This window comes from Snodgrassella sp. W8158 (assembly GCF_016100435.1).
GTDB classification, from domain to species: domain Bacteria; phylum Pseudomonadota; class Gammaproteobacteria; order Burkholderiales; family Neisseriaceae; genus Snodgrassella; species Snodgrassella alvi.
Genome location: NZ_JACFSM010000002.1, coordinates 521,768 through 542,274, shown reverse-complemented (window position 1 = coordinate 542,274; position 20,507 = coordinate 521,768). Strand labels below are relative to the sequence as shown.

The 20,507-nt window shown below is 41.1% G+C and carries 22 protein-coding genes; 15 read left to right on the top strand and 7 right to left on the bottom strand.

Annotation, left to right across the window (positions count from 1 at the left end; all coding sequences use genetic code 11):
- Positions 1 to 3 precede the first annotated feature (3 nt).
- The 5 genes from H3V11_RS06975 to H3V11_RS06955 all read left to right on the top strand — a co-directional run bounded on the left by H3V11_RS06975 (position 4) and on the right by H3V11_RS06955 (position 2,946).
- Positions 4 to 627, top strand: coding sequence for a hemolysin III family protein (locus tag H3V11_RS06975; protein ID WP_037475569.1), 624 nt, complete (start codon positions 4 to 6; stop codon positions 625 to 627).
- Positions 628 to 701: 74 nt separating this feature from the next.
- Positions 702 to 1,574, top strand: a complete 873-nt coding sequence (locus H3V11_RS06970; protein ID WP_370570179.1) for a MetQ/NlpA family ABC transporter substrate-binding protein — start codon at positions 702 to 704, stop codon at positions 1,572 to 1,574.
- 34 nt (positions 1,575 to 1,608) lie between these two features.
- On the top strand, positions 1,609 to 1,989 hold the full coding sequence (locus tag H3V11_RS06965) for a DUF2288 domain-containing protein (RefSeq protein WP_025330581.1): 381 nt from the start codon (positions 1,609 to 1,611) through the stop codon (positions 1,987 to 1,989).
- Between the two features lie 30 nt (positions 1,990 to 2,019).
- Positions 2,020 to 2,412: a type IV pilin protein gene (locus H3V11_RS11880; RefSeq protein WP_198223988.1), complete on the top strand. Its 393-nt coding sequence runs from the start codon at positions 2,020 to 2,022 to the stop codon at positions 2,410 to 2,412.
- Positions 2,413 to 2,517: 105 nt separating this feature from the next.
- Positions 2,518 to 2,946 carry a hypothetical protein gene (locus H3V11_RS06955; RefSeq protein WP_198223986.1) on the top strand — a complete coding sequence of 143 codons (429 nt, stop codon included), beginning with the start codon at positions 2,518 to 2,520 and terminating at the stop codon, positions 2,944 to 2,946.
- 99 nt (positions 2,947 to 3,045) lie between these two features.
- On the opposite strand, the gene H3V11_RS06950 is transcribed toward H3V11_RS06955, so the two are convergent.
- Positions 3,046 to 3,864, bottom strand: coding sequence for a DUF4377 domain-containing protein (locus H3V11_RS06950; RefSeq protein ID WP_084587068.1), 819 nt, complete (start codon positions 3,862 to 3,864; stop codon positions 3,046 to 3,048).
- A 134-nt stretch (positions 3,865 to 3,998) separates the two neighbouring features.
- Here H3V11_RS06950 and H3V11_RS06945 point away from each other — a divergent pair, with 134 nt between their 5' ends.
- On the top strand, positions 3,999 to 4,814 hold the full coding sequence (locus tag H3V11_RS06945) for a molybdopterin-binding protein (RefSeq protein ID WP_198223984.1): 816 nt from the start codon (positions 3,999 to 4,001) through the stop codon (positions 4,812 to 4,814).
- Between the two features lie 315 nt (positions 4,815 to 5,129).
- A complete protein-coding gene (gene serC / locus H3V11_RS06940) occupies positions 5,130 to 6,233 on the top strand; it encodes a 3-phosphoserine/phosphohydroxythreonine transaminase (protein ID WP_198211186.1) in 1,104 nt (367 codons plus the stop codon).
- Positions 6,234 to 6,339: 106 nt separating this feature from the next.
- Here the strand turns inward: serC and H3V11_RS06935 are convergent, their stop codons facing one another.
- The 3 genes from H3V11_RS06935 to H3V11_RS06925 form a co-directional block, all read right to left on the bottom strand.
- Positions 6,340 to 7,737 carry an FAD-binding oxidoreductase gene (locus H3V11_RS06935; RefSeq protein ID WP_198223982.1) on the bottom strand — a complete coding sequence of 466 codons (1,398 nt, stop codon included), beginning with the start codon at positions 7,735 to 7,737 and terminating at the stop codon, positions 6,340 to 6,342.
- Positions 7,738 to 7,828: 91 nt separating this feature from the next.
- Positions 7,829 to 8,701 (bottom strand): carboxylating nicotinate-nucleotide diphosphorylase, encoded by an 873-nt coding sequence (nadC, locus tag H3V11_RS06930; protein WP_198223980.1) that lies wholly within the window; start codon positions 8,699 to 8,701, stop codon positions 7,829 to 7,831.
- A 215-nt stretch (positions 8,702 to 8,916) separates the two neighbouring features.
- Complete coding sequence (locus H3V11_RS06925) at positions 8,917 to 9,876, bottom strand: hypothetical protein (protein ID WP_198223978.1); 960 nt, start codon at positions 9,874 to 9,876, stop codon at positions 8,917 to 8,919.
- 217 nt (positions 9,877 to 10,093) lie between these two features.
- Between H3V11_RS06925 and nadA the strand changes: the two genes are divergently transcribed.
- Together nadA and nadB are read left to right on the top strand one after the other, a co-directional pair.
- Positions 10,094 to 11,317 (top strand): quinolinate synthase NadA, encoded by a 1,224-nt coding sequence (nadA, locus tag H3V11_RS06920; RefSeq protein WP_198223976.1) that lies wholly within the window; start codon positions 10,094 to 10,096, stop codon positions 11,315 to 11,317.
- Positions 11,289 to 12,827 (top strand): L-aspartate oxidase, encoded by a 1,539-nt coding sequence (gene nadB, locus H3V11_RS06915; protein WP_198223974.1) that lies wholly within the window; start codon positions 11,289 to 11,291, stop codon positions 12,825 to 12,827. Before nadA ends, nadB begins: the two co-directional genes overlap by 29 nt.
- Here nadB and H3V11_RS06910 read toward each other — a convergent pair.
- A complete protein-coding gene (locus H3V11_RS06910) occupies positions 12,822 to 13,340 on the bottom strand; it encodes a TlpA disulfide reductase family protein (RefSeq protein ID WP_198223973.1) in 519 nt (172 codons plus the stop codon). The genes nadB and H3V11_RS06910 overlap by 6 nt on opposite strands.
- A gap of 268 nt (positions 13,341 to 13,608) precedes the next feature.
- Here H3V11_RS06910 and arsC point away from each other — a divergent pair, with 268 nt between their 5' ends.
- The 6 genes from arsC to H3V11_RS06880 all read left to right on the top strand — a co-directional run bounded on the left by arsC (position 13,609) and on the right by H3V11_RS06880 (position 19,211).
- Complete coding sequence (arsC, locus tag H3V11_RS06905) at positions 13,609 to 13,965, top strand: arsenate reductase (glutaredoxin) (RefSeq protein ID WP_025330570.1); 357 nt, start codon at positions 13,609 to 13,611, stop codon at positions 13,963 to 13,965.
- Positions 13,966 to 14,625: a YdcF family protein gene (locus tag H3V11_RS06900; protein ID WP_198223971.1), complete on the top strand. Its 660-nt coding sequence runs from the start codon at positions 13,966 to 13,968 to the stop codon at positions 14,623 to 14,625.
- 399 nt (positions 14,626 to 15,024) lie between these two features.
- Positions 15,025 to 16,314, top strand: a complete 1,290-nt coding sequence (hemL, locus tag H3V11_RS06895; protein WP_198223969.1) for a glutamate-1-semialdehyde 2,1-aminomutase — start codon at positions 15,025 to 15,027, stop codon at positions 16,312 to 16,314.
- Positions 16,315 to 16,747: 433 nt separating this feature from the next.
- On the top strand, positions 16,748 to 17,038 hold the full coding sequence (locus H3V11_RS06890; protein ID WP_198224308.1) for a hypothetical protein: 291 nt from the start codon (positions 16,748 to 16,750) through the stop codon (positions 17,036 to 17,038).
- 128 nt (positions 17,039 to 17,166) lie between these two features.
- Positions 17,167 to 17,829: a response regulator transcription factor gene (locus tag H3V11_RS06885; protein ID WP_084547155.1), complete on the top strand. Its 663-nt coding sequence runs from the start codon at positions 17,167 to 17,169 to the stop codon at positions 17,827 to 17,829.
- Positions 17,805 to 19,211 (top strand): ATP-binding protein, encoded by a 1,407-nt coding sequence (locus H3V11_RS06880; RefSeq protein WP_198223967.1) that lies wholly within the window; start codon positions 17,805 to 17,807, stop codon positions 19,209 to 19,211. Before H3V11_RS06885 ends, H3V11_RS06880 begins: the two co-directional genes overlap by 25 nt.
- A 267-nt stretch (positions 19,212 to 19,478) precedes the next feature.
- On the opposite strand, the gene upp is transcribed toward H3V11_RS06880, so the two are convergent.
- A complete protein-coding gene (gene upp / locus H3V11_RS06875; protein ID WP_198223965.1) occupies positions 19,479 to 20,111 on the bottom strand; it encodes a uracil phosphoribosyltransferase in 633 nt (210 codons plus the stop codon).
- Positions 20,112 to 20,186: 75 nt separating this feature from the next.
- Entirely contained in the window at positions 20,187 to 20,498 is a 312-nt protein-coding gene (grxD, locus tag H3V11_RS06870) for a Grx4 family monothiol glutaredoxin (protein WP_025330563.1), read from the bottom strand.
- Positions 20,499 to 20,507: the final 9 nt, after the last annotated feature.

Genomic DNA, 20,507 nt, shown 5'->3' with positions numbered 1-20,507 from the left:
AATATGTATCGCGGTGAACGCTTTAATGCGTACTCTCATTTTATCGGTTTTATTCTCGCCATCACAGGCACCGTATTTTTATTAATTAAATCCGCCATGTACGGAGATGCTTACCGTATTGTCAGCTCGGCTATTTATGGTGCCAGTCTGATATTCTTATATGGTATATCTACACTTTATCATTCTATTTATTCTCATCGAGCCAAAGCGGTGTTACAAAAATTTGATCATTGTGCGATTTATCTGTTAATTGCAGGCAGTTATACACCATTTACCCTTACCACATTACACGGAGGCTGGGGCTGGTCAATTTTTGGCATATCATGGGGACTGGCAATATTTGGTATTATTCAGGAAGTGACTATCGGACGTAAAAGTGAAACCCGCATTCTGTCATTAGTCCTGTATCTGATTATGGGCTGGCTGATTATTGTTGCTATTTATCCGTTGATTCACCGGATGTCTGCACCAGGGTTATTCTGGCTGACTGCCGGCGGGCTGGCATACAGCATTGGCATATACTGGTTTGTCAATGATGAAAAAATCCGTCATGGACATGGTATCTGGCATTTATTTGTTTTGTTAGGCAGCCTGGCCCAGTATATATGTGTTTACGCCTATATCTGACTGTAATAGTAAAGAGAAAACAGTATCAATATAGTCAATATCCGTTTCAATTTTTAAAACATAAAAAAGAAAGAATCATAGTGAAAAGTTATTTGAAATTCCTTTTATTAAGTTTGTGTATCCTCACTCTGGCGTCCTGTAGCGGCGAAAAAAACACTCAATCTGCAGCTTCCACTGAACAAAATAAAAAAGAAATTATTATCGGCACTACTGTAGGCGATTTTGCCGATATGGTCAGAGATCAGGTAAAACCAGAACTGGAAAAGCAGGGATATCGGGTACAATTACTCGAATTTACTGATTATGTGCGCCCTAATCTGGCATTAGCAGATAAATCTATTGACATCAATATTTTCCAGCATAAACCCTATCTGGATGATTTTGCCCAATCACGCCACTTAGATATTATGCCGGCATTTCAGGTTCCTACTGGTCCGCTTGGAATATATGCCGGCCGGATGCATGAACTGAGTGCAGTAAAAGAAGGCTCCAGTGTTTCTGTACCCAATGATCCGTCCAATCTAGCACGTGCTCTCGTTATGCTGGACAAGCTAGGCTGGATTACCCTGAAAACCGATATTAATTCTCTTAAAGCTTCACTTGCCGACATAGCCGGTAATAATAAAAACATCAAACTGGTACCATTGGAAGCTGCTCAATTACCTCGTTCGCGTCATGATGTTGATTTTGCAGTGATCAATGGTAATTTTGCGACCAGTTCTGGCTTAAAATTTACATCCGCCCTGTATCTGGAACCCGGCTATACTTATGTTAACTGGTCAGCAATCCGCACTGCTGATAAAGACAGCCAATGGGTAAAAGACATAACAGCCGCATATAATTCAGCTGCATTTAAACAATATGCATTCAAGCGCTTTGCCGGCTATAAGTACCCTGAATCATGGGGTATTCAAGCTACTCAACCCGCATCCGCACCGGCAAAATAATTAAATTAATTAATCATGAGCAGGCATTCCGTATATGAATTTAAAACGGAATGCTTTTACAAATAATGTTTATCTACCCATGCATTCGAATAATCTTACTTCAAGCCATCCTCTGCCATTAGAACAGAAACTCAATCTGGAAACTGCCCGTATCAACTGGCATGAACTGCAAACTCACTTTGCACGGGGTGTTTGCATATATGTTGCACCAGAACTGGATTTGGTCAATATAGCCCACATGATAGCTACTGATAACTCCGCTGCCATTGCACTTTTGATTCAAGAAGGTAAAATTGGTAAAGTAAGCGATATAATGGCGCAACAATATTATGATTGTAACCAGCCAATGTGGGCAGTAGTTGTTATGCCATATGTGCTGGTACAGCCTGACAATACTATTGTTGAAAACAATTAATCATAAGCATTTTAAAAGAAAGAGAACGTGATGCGACGCCACACTTATGGTTTTACTATTATTGATTTATTGATTACTTTGGCTATTATTGGCATACTCGCTGCAATTGCCTATCCCACATATCAGAATTATGTGATTAAGGCACGAGAAGAAAATGTCAGAGCCGACATGTCAGAAAATATTAGCTTATTAGAACGTTATTACTCCTTGAATAAAACATTCAATACCTATACTGATGCTCAGCTGACCAAAAAAAGAAGCGAAACATTCTTTACCATAAGAGGAGCTTATAAAGAAAGTAGTTATACTTTGACAGCCACACCAACTGAGGCAAATTCAGGAGAAACCAAAAATGTTGTCTATAATTCTGTAGAAGGGTGGTCACTTTGCAATAAAGAAAATAAAGATTGCAAACCCTTTTAAAATTTCTGTGAAATCAATTATATATTTCTCACTTATTTTCAAAATTAATGAGATATACAAAGATATTAATATTAAATTTTTATAAATTTAATCAAGGGTGAGTATATGAAGATACTGAAATTATTTCTGTTAACTGTCACAATCGGTTTACAGTTTAACCCAGTTCTGGCAGCCAGCCATAAAAACTTTGCTGATAATAATGAATTTGATGATGCAGATAAAATCTTAGCTCAAATGTATCATCAGCAACAGCAAATTGAAAAAGAAATCGACAGATTATCCGCATCAGTTATTCAGGACGATAATCAGGTTAGGCTTTTTAAAAACTGCAAACAGCCAGAGTGTCATCAATATAGCGAAACGACATCTTTCCGCATTGATCCGAATCAGAATTTTACTTATCAGAATCAGATTAACAAAGATGGAAAAAGCAAATCAGTTACCCGTAAAGGTAAAATTACTCAGCATAATGGCAGAAAAACATTAATACTGAATAATGCCAACAGTCAGCCGGATGTTTATTTACAACAGTAAATTCTCAACTTTTTAGGATATATTGAATACAAAATATCCGTTAAATAAAAAGGCAATGATTTTTTTCATTGCCTTTTTATTTATCTAATATAGAAAACTTTATTTATGTTTATGCTTCGGAGACTTCACTACTGAGCGTTCGATTATCTGATCCAGTTTATAAACATATTGGTTATCTGCAGCAGTACCCGTTACATCAGCCGATTTAACCTCATATACATTCAGACGTAATACCTGATTTTCCTGCGGATTAAACTGCCAGCCATCAATCTTGCCGGCAAAATTACGCCATACACCAGTTTTAACCTTAACGCCCTGATCATTGTAGCTAATTTCTCTGACTTTCAAACACTGAGCTGCCCCCTGTGCAGTTTGGCAGGTTTGCGTTTGCGGGCTTATTTCCCAAAATACCACAGCAGGCTGACCATATTGAGCAACGGCAGCAGGGACACCGCGCCAGAGCAAATGTTCGCCACGCCGGTTTTCAATCCATAATTCTGGCTGCGCATTCTGGTCATTCTCAGCATTAAGCAGCCCTGCATGTAATTTCTGACCATTCATAAAAGCCACAACTGCAGAGTCCTGCGCCATAATATCAGGCGCACAGGCTTTCATAGTGCTTACCGGAGCCTGAATTTGCATATCCTGATCATTTAACTGATAGTTAGAACTGATATTATTACAGCCACCGGTAACATTTAGCCGCTGACCGGAAAAATTCATTGTCATAGATGAGCCGGCTGCAAAACCGGGTAACGGCCGACCATGCCGGTCAGTAGCTTCAGCCAGCTGCCAGTCATAGGCGCTTAACTGCGGAACAGTGACGGCACGCATACTTACCTTACGGTCAGATGTATGTGCACAGGCCGCAAGACTGCCGGCAATCAGAGCGGAAACTGCTAATTTTTTGATATTCATAAGTACATCCTTGCTAAAATAACACTACACTTGCACATTAAAATAATTCAACACATAAAACAACATTCATGTTTTATTCGGCAGACAGGTTATAGCTATCATGCAACAACTGCCGCAAATACAGGAGTATTCGTATGCAATTCGGTATCATTATAATTGGTGATGAAATTCTGAATGGTTCGCGTCAGGACAGCCATTTTGTTTTTTTCAAACAATTATTACAACAACACGGTTTATATATGGCCTGGGCGCAATATTTACCAGATGATCAGGCAGTTATTACCAGACAGCTTATTGAATCATTTAAAGAAAAAATACCTGTTTTTGTTACCGGCGGCATAGGTGCCACACCAGATGACCATACTCGTCAGGCCTGTGCAAAGGCACTAAACCTGCCGTTAACACCTCATCCGGAAGCACTGAAAGCAATTGAAACCATTTCACTGAAACAGGGAGATTCACTTGACAGCCCTGCACATTTACAACGGGCAAAAATGGCTGAGTTTCCGCAGGGCTCAGCACTGATTCCGAATCCCTTCAATAACATTGCCGGTTTTTCAATCAATGAGCACTATTTTTTCCCGGGCTTTCCCCGAATGGCACACCCTATGGCACAGTGGGTGCTGAATCAATATTACCAGCAGAATTTTTTCCGGCAGAAACTGGTGACTAAAGCAGCTCTGGTTGATGGTGTGCCTGAATCCAAAATTACGCCATTAATGGAAGCAATTGAACAAAACTGGTCCGGGATTAAAACTTTTAGTTTACCCACCATTCGTGATGATTTACCGGCAGAAGAACAAATACATTATTACCGTCTGGAATTCGGTCTGAAAACTCATGGTGAAAATTCTGCTTTTTTGCCAGAAGCCTGGGAATATGTATTACAGGAACTACAAAAACTGGGAGCAACCAATATTATTCCGCTGGATAAAAGCAGTGAGGGCTGAATATAAAGATAAGACTGATGGCTTATCTCAGAATAAATCCGATTATTTATAGAAAAATTACCTGTTCAAACGTAAAAAAAAAGTGGTTTAAACTAAATCCATTATACTAACAGGCAGAAATAACCATACTTTTGCTACTTTACATGCAAAACGGTTTTGTATTTGCGTTCCCATTATCAAGCAACTAGAATTTCACCAGTTCACTGACAGATTGCAACATTAATCTGTAAACAGACTGCCGGTGTATACACAACCATCAAACGCACTGAAATTAATCAACAACAGTACATTTCTGTAACAGGTTTAAATTTATTCATGACAACACTGAACACATACAATTTTTCTGCCGGTCCTGCAATACTGCCAGAGGCCGTATTAGAAACAGCACAGGCTGAAATGCTGGATTATAACGGTACTGGTTGCTCAGTCATGACCATGAGCCATCGATCAGATGCTTTTATCAGTATTCTGCACCATGCCGAGCAGGATCTGCGCCAGCTTATGCATATTCCGGACAACTATAAAGTTTTGTTCATGCAGGGCGGTGCCAGTGCCCAGTTCAATATGGTCGTGATGAATCTGGCCAATGGTTTTAAGCGGGTTGATTCAGTAGTCTCCGGTAACTGGAGCCGTATCGCACACAGCCAGATGGGTAAACTTTCCGATGCAGAAATACATCTGGCAGCACATGGTGGTGATTTATATAACTACACAGATGTACCGCCAGTTGAAAGCTGGGATGTGGATCCAAATTCTGCTTTTGTTCATTACTGCATTAATGAAACAGTACATGGTCTGCAATATCGCAATATTCCCAAACCAGATGGTTTGCCCCCTGTCATCTGCGATATGTCGAGCGAAATTTTATCACGACCGGTAAATGTGGCAGATTTTGGCGTTATTTATGCCGGTGCACAAAAAAATATCGGACCATCAGGTGCTACTATTGTGATTATTCGGGAAGATCTGCTTGATCGTTGTTCTGAACGAATACCTGATGTGTGGAATTATCAAAGTCATATTAGCCGGCAGGGAATGTACAACACTCCGGCAACTTACCCGATTTATATTTCAGGTCTGGTATTTCGCTGGCTGCAAACTCACGGTGGTGTGGAACAGATGGAAGCCATTAATACCCTTAAAGCTGAAACTTTGTATTCTGCCATCGATAACAGCAATGGATTTTATATCAATAATGTGAAACAACATGCACGCTCACAGATGAATGTTATTTTCCATACACCTACAAAAGAGCTGGATAAATTATTTGTACTGCAAGCCAATGCTCATGGTTTGAGCGGATTACAAGGCTATAAATCAATGGGCGGAATGCGGGCGAGTATTTATAATGCCATGCCCATACAAGGGGTTGAAGCTTTAGTGGAGTTCATGCAGGAATTTCAGCGCCGCTACGGATAATCAACTTTTTTTCTGATTACTGGTGTGGCGATAATATACCACATCAGTTTTTCATCTCTATTCTGGAAATATTCAATTCGCTCAAAGCTAAGTTCAAACCCTATGTCTAGTGAGCCGTTGCCGGACGGTACCGCTCCAGAAATAGATTACTGAATTTATTCTCCGGATCTAAGCGCTCTTTAAGCTTAAAAAATTCTGCTGCCCGTGGGTATGCACGCTGAAATTGCTCCTCAGTTGCATGCAATTGATAAGGTAAATAATAAGTACCTCCGTTTGCTAATGCCGCATCTATTAATTCCCGTGTCCATATTCCTACCTGCTTTTTACTCTGTTCATCAGTTCCTTGCTGATAATAAATCACAAAAGTAAATACCTCAGTTTGAGCCCATGCCAGCAAAGAACCACTATCAGGATTAGCATGGCGAATAGAGATATTGATAATATTTGCCTGATGCTTTTTCAGGATGTCGATCATCTGCGGATAAAAATCATCAAACTTTTCTACCGGTATGAAATATTCTTCCAAAGCAAAACTTTTATCGTGCATGGAAATAGGCTCTAAAAGCTCTACTGCTAAACTGGCTTCATAATTACGCATCATTACTGGCTGTTTTACAAAATAGGCATTATCATATAATTTGCGCAATTCTTTACCAAAATCCGATGCCGCAACAATTTTCAATTGTCTTTGGCGTTTGCGTGTTGATGCAGAAAGAGGTCTTAAACGGGCAGAAATGGTTAATGGTTCATCAGTCTGCTTAAAAGTCACTGCCCTAACCTTTTTGAAATCAGGAGGATAAATAATGGCATTATGAAATATGGCCGTTCTGTCAGAACGAATCTGCTCAGAGAAATAAGAGGAATACTGACTAATCGGCATCACATCATTAATTCGTTTTACTTTTACATTTTCAGTAAGGCGTAATGTCACTTCTGTGATAACTCCCAGTGCACCATAGCCACCAATAGCACCATAATAAATATCCGAATTTTCTTGCGGACTGGCTAAAACTATTGAACCATCTGCCAGTACTATTTTAATTTGCTCAACAGACAGAATAATAGGACCTGCCCCCATATATCGACCATGTATATTAACACTTAAAGAACCACCGATACTAAAGTCAGCCAGACTTTGCATGATTTTCACAGATAATCCATATGGATCAATCAGCTCCTGTACCTGACGCCAGTTTGCACCTGCTTCTATAGTTAAAAGTTTTTGTTCAGGATTAAAAGCAATTACATGATTGAGTTTTTGAGTATCTATTTGTACGCCATTCTGAACTGCAGTTTGGCCGCCCATACTGTATTTACCACCAGCTATACTAATGGGACCGGTTGTGTGCTTAACCAGCTCTGCAACCTCTTCGGTTGATTCCGGCTGTATCACAGAGGCCATCTGTACCGGCGTCATACCGGTAACATCATTGACTACCACAGCATACGCAGTTAATGGCAGCAACAAACAAAAACAGCTATACCAAATAATTAGTTTTTTCATTATTAAATAATATTTATTCTTATAAAAGACATATTATTGTACTAATTAATGATGATATAATATTTGTTCTAAAACAAAATTTTGATTATTTTCACTTTTTCAGAATATTCTGATTATCTGCATAATCCAGACCAATATCCAGATAACGTGCGCTGTGGGTCAGATAGCCCATCGCCAGAAAATCTACGCCTGTTTCTGCAGCAGCTACCACAGTATCAGGCCGCAAATTACCTGAAGCCTCAGTCTGACAATGTCCCTTACACCAGCTCACAGCAGTTCGCATTTCTTCTATTGACATATTATCCAGCAATACCAAACTGACGCCTTCATCCAGAACCTGACGCAGTTGCTCCAATGTGTCAACTTCTACTTCCACTGCAATCAAATGGCCGGCATATGATTTAGCCTGCTTAACAGCTGTAATAATATCTCCTCCGCTAAGCGCAATGTGATTGTCCTTAATCAGTATGGCATCATCCAGACCCATACGATGGTTACGTCCCCCGCCCATTCTTACTGCATATTTCTGGACTATACGCAAATTAGGTATGGTTTTACGTGTACACGTCAGCTGAGCTCCGGTATGGGCTATTGATTTCTGAATTTCATGAGTTGTAGTGGCTATTCCGCTAAGATGCGTCAGAAAATTTAACGCTGTGCGTTCGGCAGCGAGAATAGCACGCGCATTACCGGCAACCCGGGCCAGCACTGTACCGGCGGCGGTAATATCACCATCATTTTTGTATGCAGTAAATTCCAGATTTTCATTCATCAGAGCGAAGCTCTGCCGAGCCAGCTCTAAACCGCATACCACACCGGGCACTCTGGTTACAATACTGAATGCGGCCATCCTGTCTGCCGGTATCACAGCCTGTGAGGTAACATCTCCGCGTCTGCCTAAATCTTCTGACAGTGCAGCCTGTACCAGTGGCAGGGTAATTATTTCTGGTAAATCGCTAATCATATTGTTAAGCCCTGATATATACTCTTTTAGAGTATATATCAGTAGTCAAAGTCTGAAAATACGTTAACAAATAATAAGCAGATAAATTTGAAAAGCGGTAGTTTTTAAATTCAGCAAATTAATCAGATTTATTTGTTTAAAACCAAGAATCAAAAATTTTTAATCAGAAAATTTCTATTTTATCAACGGAATTGATGACAATTATGCTATCCGAATTACTGAATATGGTTATTAATTAATGGTAATCTGTAACCGGAGAGCAGACTTTCCTGTAAAACATTTTCATTAAAACGGTACAGCTGTGCCGGACGTCCGCGCTCAGCCACTACTGTGGTTCCGGTTGGCACAACCAGCTGCTGATTGTTAATTAATCTGCGAAAATTCTGTTTATGCAAATCTACGCCATTCAGCGCCTCTATGCTTCTCTGCAACTGATATAGAGTAAATTGAGGCGGCATTAAATCAAAAATTACCGGGCGATACTGTAATTTAGCTCGTAAACGAGATACAGCAGTAGCAAGAATACGGCGATGATTAAACTGCATGGAGCGACCGGTCAGCATAGCCGGCAGACGACCGTCGAAATAGGGAGATTCAGTAATCATGCCAACTTCATACATCAATTCATAACGCAACAGAGCATTTTCTGCCAGCCATTGCTGCCCGTTTATTCCCCAGCATAAATTCAGGCGCTGCTGACGCTGATTGCGGATTTCCTGATTCGGAGCAGCATCTACCCAGTTCTGCATCGGCAGGATTAATTGATCAAGGATCTGCTTATGCTGAGGCAGTCTGCTGTCTTCCCAAGGAAAAAAATCATACCAGTCATGCCATTTGGCTTCCAGCTTCAAACCACTCTCAGCAGCTTCTTTCACCAGTCCGAGATAGCTGATATTAATAACAGCATGGCCACAATGATGGCTGCGTTTGACATCAACAAATGTATATAACTGTTCCATATAGCCTAATGGCTGACCTGTCTGCTGATGCACCCAGGTTCTGGCACCAGCCTGTAAAGAATGATGTACAGGCTTCAACGGACCATATGGCAATAATTTTCCATCGTTTATGGTAAGTACCCGCGCACTGAAATCAGTAACAGCAAACAATACCGCCACGAGTTCAGCTGCACTGTCGCTATAACTTGAAGATGAATATTCAGCTGAAGAGTGCATGCGGATAAACTCCTTTATTAAAGCTGACTAATTGTAAAGAATTTGTCGCAAAAAAACAAAATTCACTGATTGAGTACATTACCGCAAAAGCACCGTTGTATCTAACTGAATTCAACTCATTATCACATTCAGTCGAGTTTATTCGAGTTTTTGGTTTTTTCGTATTGCCTTATATACTCATTATGAGCATAATTAATTATTCCTTTCAGGAGCGATTATGCAAAGTACCAATCAATGGCGTGCATTCGATTACGAAAAACCACAATTGTCATCAGTTGCAGCTACTAAGAATGCTGCACAAACTACTAAAGATGAATCTGCTGTGCTGCAATGTGCCTGGGCTAAAATTCCACAGCAATTGGACCGGCAGCAAAAGCAAAAATATATTGAACAGGTAAAAGCTCTATTACAGCAACAGCAGGCTGTGATGCTGGCACATTACTATGTTGAACCCGAATTACAGGATCTGGCTCTGGCTACAGGCGGCATGGTTGGTGATTCACTGGAAATGGCACGTTTCGGAGCACAGCATCTGGCAAAGACTTTATTGGTAGCCGGAGTGAAATTTATGGGCGAAACAGCACGAATACTCAGTCCGGAAAAAACTATTCTTATGCCCGATACTGAAGCCACCTGCTCTCTTGATCTGGGTTGTCCGGCAGAAGAATTTACTGCTTTCTGCAACCAGTATCCGGATAGGACAGTTGTGGTTTACGCCAATACCAGTGCCGAAGTTAAGGCCAGGGCTGACTGGGTCGTTACTTCGTCAATTGCTCTGGAAATTGTTTCTTTTTTACATGCCCAGGGAAAAAAAATTATCTGGGGTCCGGACAGACATCTTGGAGAATATATTCAGAATCAGACTGGTGCAGATATGGTGCTCTGGCAGGGTTCCTGTCTGGTACATAATGAATTTAAAGGTCAGGAACTGGCTTTAATGAAAGCACGCTATCCGCATGCCAAAATACTGGTTCATCCTGAATCACCGGCTGCTGTAGTCGCTTTAGCTGATGTAGTAGGTTCTACCAGCCGTCTGTTGCAGGCAGCAATTCACGATTCGGCAGATACATTTATTGTAGCGACAGATCAGGGCATATTACATGAAATGCATAAACATGCACCGGAAAAAACCTTTCTGGCTGCGCCTACTGCAGGCAATGGTGCCACCTGCAAGTCTTGTGCTTTCTGCCCCTGGATGGCCATGAACGGATTACAAGCCTGTATAGATGCTTTAAGCAAACCAGAACAGCATAAAATTGATCTACCTTCTGCTTTAGGTAAACAGGCTGGTATTTCCATACAGCGTATGCTTGATTTTTCAACTGCATGGCGGGAATTTCATACAGATAAGACCAATCCTCACCATACAGAAAACCATTCCCCCGATATTTTTGCTCACTGGATTAGCCAACATGACCAATATCACACCCTGCTCTGTTAATACTACCGATGTTTTGATTATTGGTGCCGGTTTGGCCGGGCTGACAGTGGCCTTATCTTTACCGGAAAATTTTCACATTACTTTGCTGGCAAAAGAAGATTTATCAACCTGTGCCAGTAATCTGGCACAAGGCGGAATAGCAGCCGTTATTGATCAGGCAGACAGTGTAGCCGAACATATTAAGGATACGCTTATAGCCGGTGCCGGCTGCTGTAATGAAAAACAGACTGCCGAGATTCTGGCTGAAGGTAACAGTGCTATTGAATGGTTATGCGTCCATGGCGTGGAATTTACCCGTGAGAATGGTCGCCTGCATCTGACACGTGAAGGCGGACATGGCCGGCGGCGTATCGTACATGCGGCTGATCATACTGGTCACAGTATTACTCATACACTCCAGCAACAACTATCAGCACGACCAAATATTCATATTTTGCCGCATAGCTGTGTTATCGATTTAGTGCATGAAAATTCAGTTTGTACCGGAGCAGTCGTACAGATGGCACAAACTGATGAGACTGTAACTATTCAGGCTAAGCATACAGTACTGGCAACCGGAGGATTGGGACAATTATTCACTCTGACCACTAATCCGGTAACAGCAAATGGACAAGGAGTTGCTTTAGCGGCTCTGGCTGGTTGCAGAACTCAGAATCTGGCTTTCGTACAGTTCCATCCCACAGCACTTGCATTACCTGAAAATCCGTGTTTTCTGATTTCTGAGGCTGTACGCGGTGAAGGAGGTATTTTACGTAATCAGCAAGGCCGGCGCTTTATGCCTGAATACGATAACCGTGCCGAGCTGGCTCCGCGTGATATTGTTGCACGCGCCATTGCAAGCGAAATAGCTAAAACCGGCCATCACTGTGTGTATCTGGATATCACTCATTTACCTGAAAGCTTTATCTGCACACATTTCCCGCAAATTTACCAGCATTGTCTGCAACAGGGTCTGGATATCACTCGTGAATTAATTCCGGTAGCACCAGCAGCACACTATGCCTGTGGCGGCATTGTTACAGACACCGATGGGCGTACCGATATAGATCAGTTGTATGCTATAGGTGAAACTGCCTGTACCGGACTACATGGTGCCAATCGTCTGGCCAGTAATTCTTTACTTGAATGTGTCGTAACCGGACGCAATGCCGCAGCATCGATAGTTGCTTCTAAAGAACATTCGCAAACATGGCCAATCAATCAGCAGATGAATTCATCAGAATTAACCTGGAAGGAAATTGTTTTTCCGGAACAACCTCATCCGACTCAGGATATCCCTTCTTTCAGTATGCAAGCACTGCAACACTCTATGAGCCGTTATTTTGGAATTTGCCGGCGAACTGATGAAATGCTCACGCTGCATAAAATATTACAATACTGGTATCGGCAAACCATTAATCAGCAACATAAGCTGTCACTGGCAACTGCGCTATTAATGGTACAGGACGGACTGAATCAGCAAATGAACCGTGGCACACACTTTAATCTTGACCTACAGGAAAACCTATAAACGAACCTTGTGCTGTTTACACTGCCGTCTGGCTTCAGCAATCACTTGATTCAGCTTTATTTCACTCAGTGTACCTATCAATGCCCGCTGAAAACCGCATTTAGGTGCCTGAACCTGAGTAAAAGGTACTCCGCCAATATTATTACCTAAACGTTGCATCCATGCGCGGCTATCCGAACCTGTATAACGGTATAACGGATACGGTACGGACACCTGCTGAGTAAAGCGTTGTAAATTTGCATCATTATCTAAAGATACTCCAACGACAGCAATGGTTTTCTTTCCTGAATTTCGTTGTTGCTGATACCAGCGCGAAAGCATAGCTATTTCACTACGACAAGGTTTACACCATGTTGCCCAGACATTTACTACCATTATCGGGGAATTAGTTGGTAAAGTAGCCGGTGTACGCTGAGGCCAGTTTTGTAATTCTGAAGCATGCACACGAATACAGCTCAGAAACAGTGCGCTAATTAAAAATATTTTTTTCAATACTTGGGCAGACGGAAACATATCATTACCTTAATATTACCTTTAATAGCAATTATTATAGAATAATTCATATACAATTTTGCCGCAAAAACATTAGCAGGTAAGGGGTTTATTTATTTTTATTTTGTATAAATCAATTGAAATGCATATTCAAAAGCAGATAATTTATTTACATCCGGCACATTAATTCAGCTTTAGCTTTAGAATAATTAATAATACTTGTCAAAATTTGAAGTTTCGTCCACACTTCCAATTTAGATTTTTTATTTATAGAAGTTCAGGGATAATCATGACACACACCGTCATACTGTACCATAATCCAAATTGCTCTAAGTCGCGCGCTGCCCTGTCTTTACTCCGAGTACGCAATATTAATACCAAAGTCATTCCCTACCTGACCGAGCCTTTATCCGAAGCACAAATTCGTTCACTGAAACAAAAACTGGCCATCAATTCAGCACGGGAAATGATGCGCAGTAAAGATGATCTGTTCACACAACTGAATCTGCTTGAAGCAGATGAAGATACTCTGATTGCCGCAATGGCTGCACATCCGATTCTGATTGAACGACCGATAGCTGTATACGGCGAACATGCCGCTATAGGTCGCCCGTTAACGAATATTGAAGCTTTACTAGAACAATAAATGAGCTCCGGCACACGTTTAGGTTTTTGGTATTGTCTGCGCACTGTAATTGCCGGATGCAGCCTATTTGTTGGTGCCAACTATGCTTTTAGTGTTGCTACAGTCTACCAGCTCAGTCATCCGCAGCAAGTACCGACAGAAGCCGATGCCGCTATCGTGCTTGGCGCAGCCGCATGGGATAAGCGCCCTTCACCAGTTTTCCGTGAACGTATCAATCATGCCATTAATCTGTATCGTGCCGGCATAGTAAAAAAAATTCTCTTTACTGGTGGCAGCCCCAGAGCCGGTTTCATGACGGAAGCAGCCGTCGGACGTCGCTATGCTATCCGTAACGGTGTTGATGCCAATGATATTATTTATGAAAATCATTCGCGTGACACCTGGCAGAATCTGGTTAATGCAAAAGCCATAGCTGATGATAATGATCTAAACAGCTTTATTATTGTCAGCGATCCATATCATCTGGCACGTGCTTGCTTTATGGCGCGTGATCTGGGTTTAAATATACAGCTTTCGCCTACTCCGACTACCCGCTACACCGCAACTCAGTCGAAATTACGCTTTATTGCGCAAGAAAGCTACACTTTAATGGTTTATCAGTGGGTGCAGCATTTATCAAAATTTCCGCGTTTTATTCATATGCTTCGTACACTAGTTTAATAATTTTCCTTTAGTTGCCCCAGAATCTGAGAATTCAATCCATCAATTTAGCTAAAAAACATAAATTTCATACAGCTATAAGATTTTAAATCTGAAATCTTAGCTCTGTCTTTATGTATGTGAGACTTACGATTTTACAATCAGCTATAGATAATTTTATTTCTCAGAAAATAGAAAGTTTTACTTAATCAATTATCAATAGTAAGAAATTACATAGGAATATTTAATAAATCAATTATTTCACCATTAAAAATACTTACTGCTACCCTGATATTTTATTTTATCTTCCGGATTCCTGTTCGAAAAGCTAAAGACAATTAACCTTTAAGGGTAATCGATAGTATGATTAATCCCTGAATGCAAGTTATCTGATATTCCAATAAAGCAAAGGTCATAATCATGGATAGAAACCAGCAGCTCTTTGAAGAGGCAAAAACCATTATTCCCGGCGGAGTAAATTCTCCTGTACGGGCTTTTGGCAGTGTCGGCGGCATACCCCGCTTTATTAACAAAGCTCAGGGAGCTTATGTATGGGATGAAAATCAAACCAGTTATATTGATTATGTCGGTTCATGGGGACCAGCCATTGTCGGTCATGCACATCCTGAAGTTGTTCAGGCAGTCTGTCAGGCGGCCGAAAATGGTTTATCTTTTGGTGCACCGACAGAAAATGAAATCCGAATTGCTGAAGAAATACGCCATATCATGCCCAGCATGGAGCAGATTCGACTGGTCAGTTCAGGTACAGAAGCAACCATGAGTGCAATCCGTCTGGCCAGAGGTTTTACCGGCAGGGACAATATCATTAAATTTGAAGGCTGTTATCATGGTCATTCAGATAGTCTGCTGGTTAAGGCCGGATCCGGTCTGCTAACCTTTGGTAATCCCAGCTCTGCCGGCGTACCTGAAGATTTCAGCCGCCATACCCTGGTATTACCTTATAACGACGTCGAGGCTTTACAACAAACGTTTGCCAGCAAGGGCGACAGTATTGCCTGTGTTATTGTCGAACCAATTGCCGGTAATATGAACATGATACCCGCTACAACAGAGTTTATTAAGGCACTGCGGGAACTTACAGAACAGTACGGAAGTGTTCTTATTTACGATGAAGTAATGACCGGTTTTCGCGTTGCTCTGGGCGGAGCACAATCTATCCATGGTATTAAGCCTGATTTAACGACAATTGGCAAAGTAATTGGCGGAGGTATGCCAGTAGCAGCTTTCGGTGGCCGTGCAGACATTATGGCCTGTATATCGCCTTTAGGTGGTGTTTATCAGGCAGGTACCCTTTCCGGTAATCCGGTATGCGTAGCAGCCGGACTAAAAACACTGGAAATCATACAACGACCCGATTTTTATACTACACTCAGCAAACATACCCGACAGTTGAGTGATTGTCTGACGGCAATCGCACGTGAAGCCAATATCCCTTTCAGCAGCCGCAGTGAAGGCGGAATGTTTGGTTTCTACTTTACTGATAATCTGCCATCCTGTTTTGCAGATATGCAAAATACTAATCAGATATTATTTAAAGAGTTTTTCCATGCCATGCTGTCACGCGGCGTTGCATTTGCACCATCAGCATATGAAGCGGGTTTTGTTTCAGCTGCTCATAGCAGTGAAATCATTGCAGATACACTGGGTTTAGCTGCCGAAGCATTTACGGAAATTGCGCGCACTGTCTGAGACATTTATTCTTACCAGTGTATGTCAAAAGAAAACATACACTGGTATTCCAGATAATAATCAACTCTGAACTAATAATAACGTAATCTACATATCTTTATATTTATACTTATAGAAGCCACATATTAAGACAAGATTAAATTCCATTTTCTATAAAAATCTCATTTATTTATTATTAGCGAACAGATTTCAATAGCATATAAATAATAGTCTTTATTCAACGCATCAAACATAAACCGTTATAAAAGCATATTATTTTAAATTTTAAACTAATATTTGAATCTAGACTTACTCTAAATAATAACATTTAATTACATTAAATTAACAATAAACAACATTTAGCTAAGTCTTGCCTAAGTATTTAAAGCCATACTGTGCATCAACAAGAACCGAGATGGTTATTGTCTTTAATTACTTTTAATGGAGATCTGTCATGAAAAAAATCACTGCTGCTGTTGTAAGTGCTATCTTTGGTTTAACTGCTGCTGCTGCCTTTGCTACCCCTCCTAAACAAGCTACAGCCACCACCACTACTACAACTACTACAGCTGAAAACACCAGTGCTAAAACTGTAAAACCAGCTGTTAAAAAAGCACCAGTAAAAAAAGCATTAGTAAAAAAAGCACCAGTAAAAAAAGCACATACTAAAAAAGCACATGCCAGAAAAGCAGCTGCTAGTACTACTACAACCAAACAAACTACTACCACTACTGAAACTAACTAATCAGTCGCTGGTTAACGTTTGAATAAAACCGTTTCAGGAATCCTGAAACGGTTTTTGTTATCATAGATATCTCACAGTCTGAAACAATACAGACTGGTTTACAAGTCTATGTGGAAAAATGTTAACTCATGCGAATTCTACTTCTTGAAGACGACAAAATGATTGCAGAGGCATTAAGCGATATGCTGCATGCTGCCGGTTTTGCCGTTGATTGTGTTGCTGACGGTATTGCAGCTGAAAATGCATTGCAACCAGAAATTTATGATATTGCCCTACTGGATATTGGTGTACCCGGACAGGATGGTCTAAGTGTTTTACGCCACTTGCGTGCAAAAAACTGTGATTTACCCGTTATTCTGATTACTGCACGAGACACAGTGGAAGAACGCATTAATGGTCTGGACAGCGGTGCCGATGACTATGTAATTAAACCTTTTGCACCCTCCGAATTACTGGCGCGTATCCGGGCTTTATTACGCCGCCGCAGCGGACATGCAACTCCTATACTAAGCAATGGCACCATTACCCTGAATCCTGCTACTCGTGAAGTCAGTGCCAACGGACAGGTTACCCGGCTGTCAGCACGAGAATATGCTTTGATGTACAGTTTATTGCTCCAACCCGGCACGATACTGTCACGACAGGAACTGGAAGAAAAGCTCTACGGCTGGAATGAAGAAGTAGAAAGCAATGCCGTAGAAGTAGTTATTCACGGAATTAGAAAAAAACTGGGCAGTAATGTGATTAAAAATGTACGAGGACTGGGATGGCTGGTAGACCGACGCGGATAGTCTCATCACTACAGTGGCGCTTATTACTGGTTTTAACAATAGTAGTAACTTCAATCGCTATTATTGGTGACATTCTTGCCTATCAGACTGCTTTTCGGGAAACACAGGATTTACAAGATGCTCAGCTGGAGCAGATAGCCCATTTACTTGATCCGCGCAGTTCCATACTGCGCAGAGATACACAGGAAGATCTCAATTTTCCTGAAAGCGCCAGAACGCTGCCCAAACCACGCGTGCTGGCACAGACACTAGATTCACCCTATCTCAATATTCTGATGGGAGATGATAATGCTGTGCAGAATCTTCAGCAATTGCCTGATGGTTTTCATAACTTTACTACGGTAGCTCGTCATTGGCGGGTTTACCTGCTCACCCGTGAACGTGAGCGGATTATTGTTGCTCAGCGTACAGCATACCGAAATCATATAGCCAAAGACAGTGCATTAAGTGTAGTCTGGCCATTTCTTATTTTAATGCCTATTCTATGGCTGTTTACAGCTATCTGGATTCGCCGCCTGTTTCGGGCAACGCAGGAAATGAGTAGCGAATTAACCGCACGCAACGCCAATGATTTATCACCTTTGGATACCAGGCACGTACCGACAGAAATCCGCCCTTTCATTACCGCACTTAACCGCCTGTTCAGTCAGCTACAGGCTGCGATGGAGCATGATAAAAAATTTATCAGTCATGCAGCACATGAATTACGTACACCAATTACCGCACTTACCCTGCAAATAGCACGTTTTGATGAACCGGAATTAACTATTCAGGAACAACACAAACTTATTGAACAAATCAAAGCAGGTATTGCAAGAACCGAACAGCTGCTTATCCAGTTATTATCTATGGCCAGAGCACAGCATCAGCAGCAACATCTGATAGCGAACAATGATCAGAAAACTGCACTAATGCCCTTACTGCGTGATTTAATTGCCGAATTATTGTCGCTGGCCGAACAAAAAAAACAGAATTTAAGTTTCGACATTAGCGAAGATGTTTTTCTGCCAATCAGCAGTAATGATTTATATACTATTTTGAAAAATATACTGAGTAATGCCATCAAATACACTCCTGTTGATGGGCAAATATGCATTGGCATTAGAGCAACCACAGATAACAAAACGATTTTACTTATAGAAGACAATGGTCAGGGAATCTCTGAAACTGAACGCCAGCTAGTATTTGAACCGTTTTACCGTATTTTGGGCAACAATGAAAGCGGAAGCGGTCTCGGGCTGGCAATCGTTAAGACCCTGTGTGATCAGTGGCACATCAGTATCAGTCTGGCAGACTCTGGTCTGCGAAATTCAGAACAGAAAGCAGGACTGGCTGTAAACCTGATATTCAGCCCAGATAAGCTGCAAGCACAAAACAAATAACCATCTTAAATCTTACAAAATGATTGCATCAGATTATAATTAACCGGCAAATATTCGATTTATCATTTTATAAACAAAAATTTATTTCTTATCCGACCAGCCAATTCTATTTAGAATATTTATCTGATACCCATATCCATTTTTTAAAACAAACCTGAATTTAATTCAGCATAATAAAAAACACAGAATCTTCCATACAAAAATTCTGTGTTTTTTACTAGCAGATTCTTTCAGCAATCAGACTGCATGAAATAATCTGGATTTTAATTACCAGTGCTTGGTACCAAAAATCTTGTCACCAGCATCGCCCAGACCTGGAATAATATAGCCATTATCATCCAGATGATCATCCAGAGCTGCCGCGTAAATAGTCACATCAGGATGAGCTTCATTGACAGCCTTTACACCCTCCGGAGCGGCCACAAGAACCAATGCCTTAATATCCTTGCAATCTTTTTTCTTAAGTAACTCAATAGTTGCATTCATGGATCCGCCTGTTGCCAGCATTGGATCAATGATCAATGCCGGGCGTTTATCCATCTGACTGACAAATTTTTCAAAATAAGGTACCGGTTCCAGCGTTTCTTCATCGCGCTGTAAACCTACTACACTGATTTTAGCTGTAGGAATTAAGTCCAGTACGCCATCCAGCATACCCAGCCCTGCCCGCAGAATCGGTACAATAGTAACCGTTTTGCCTTTAATTTGGTAAGCATCAATCTCACCACACCAGCCCTGCATTTTGACAATTTCTATATCAAAATCACGGCTGGCTTCATAAGCCATTAAGCGTGCCAGTTCTTTAGTCAGCGTACGAAAACGATAAGTACTGCAATCTTCTTCTCGCATTAATGACAGCTTGTGCTTCACCAGAGGATGGTCAATCACATTTATATTCATAGCCAGTTCCAAAAAATAATTGCTATAAAACCTGAATAAAACAGCTACCGGAAAATATTTCCGAACAAAACTCTGTCAGACAGACGCCAGCAAAGTCTGCAATTCACCTGCTTCGTACATCTCCAGCATAATGTCAGAACCACCGACAAATTCACCTTTTACATACAATTGCGGAATTGTCGGCCAGTCTGCATATTCCTTGATACCCTGACGGATATCTTCATCTTCGAGCACATTAACAGTATAGAACTCTTTTAAACCGGCAGCTTGCAAAATTTGTACAGCACGGGATGAAAAACCACACTGTGGAAACTGCTTAGTGCCTTTCATGAACAACACAACCGGATGTTCAGTAACAAGCGTTTTAATTCTTTCCTGAGTACTCATGTACATTCC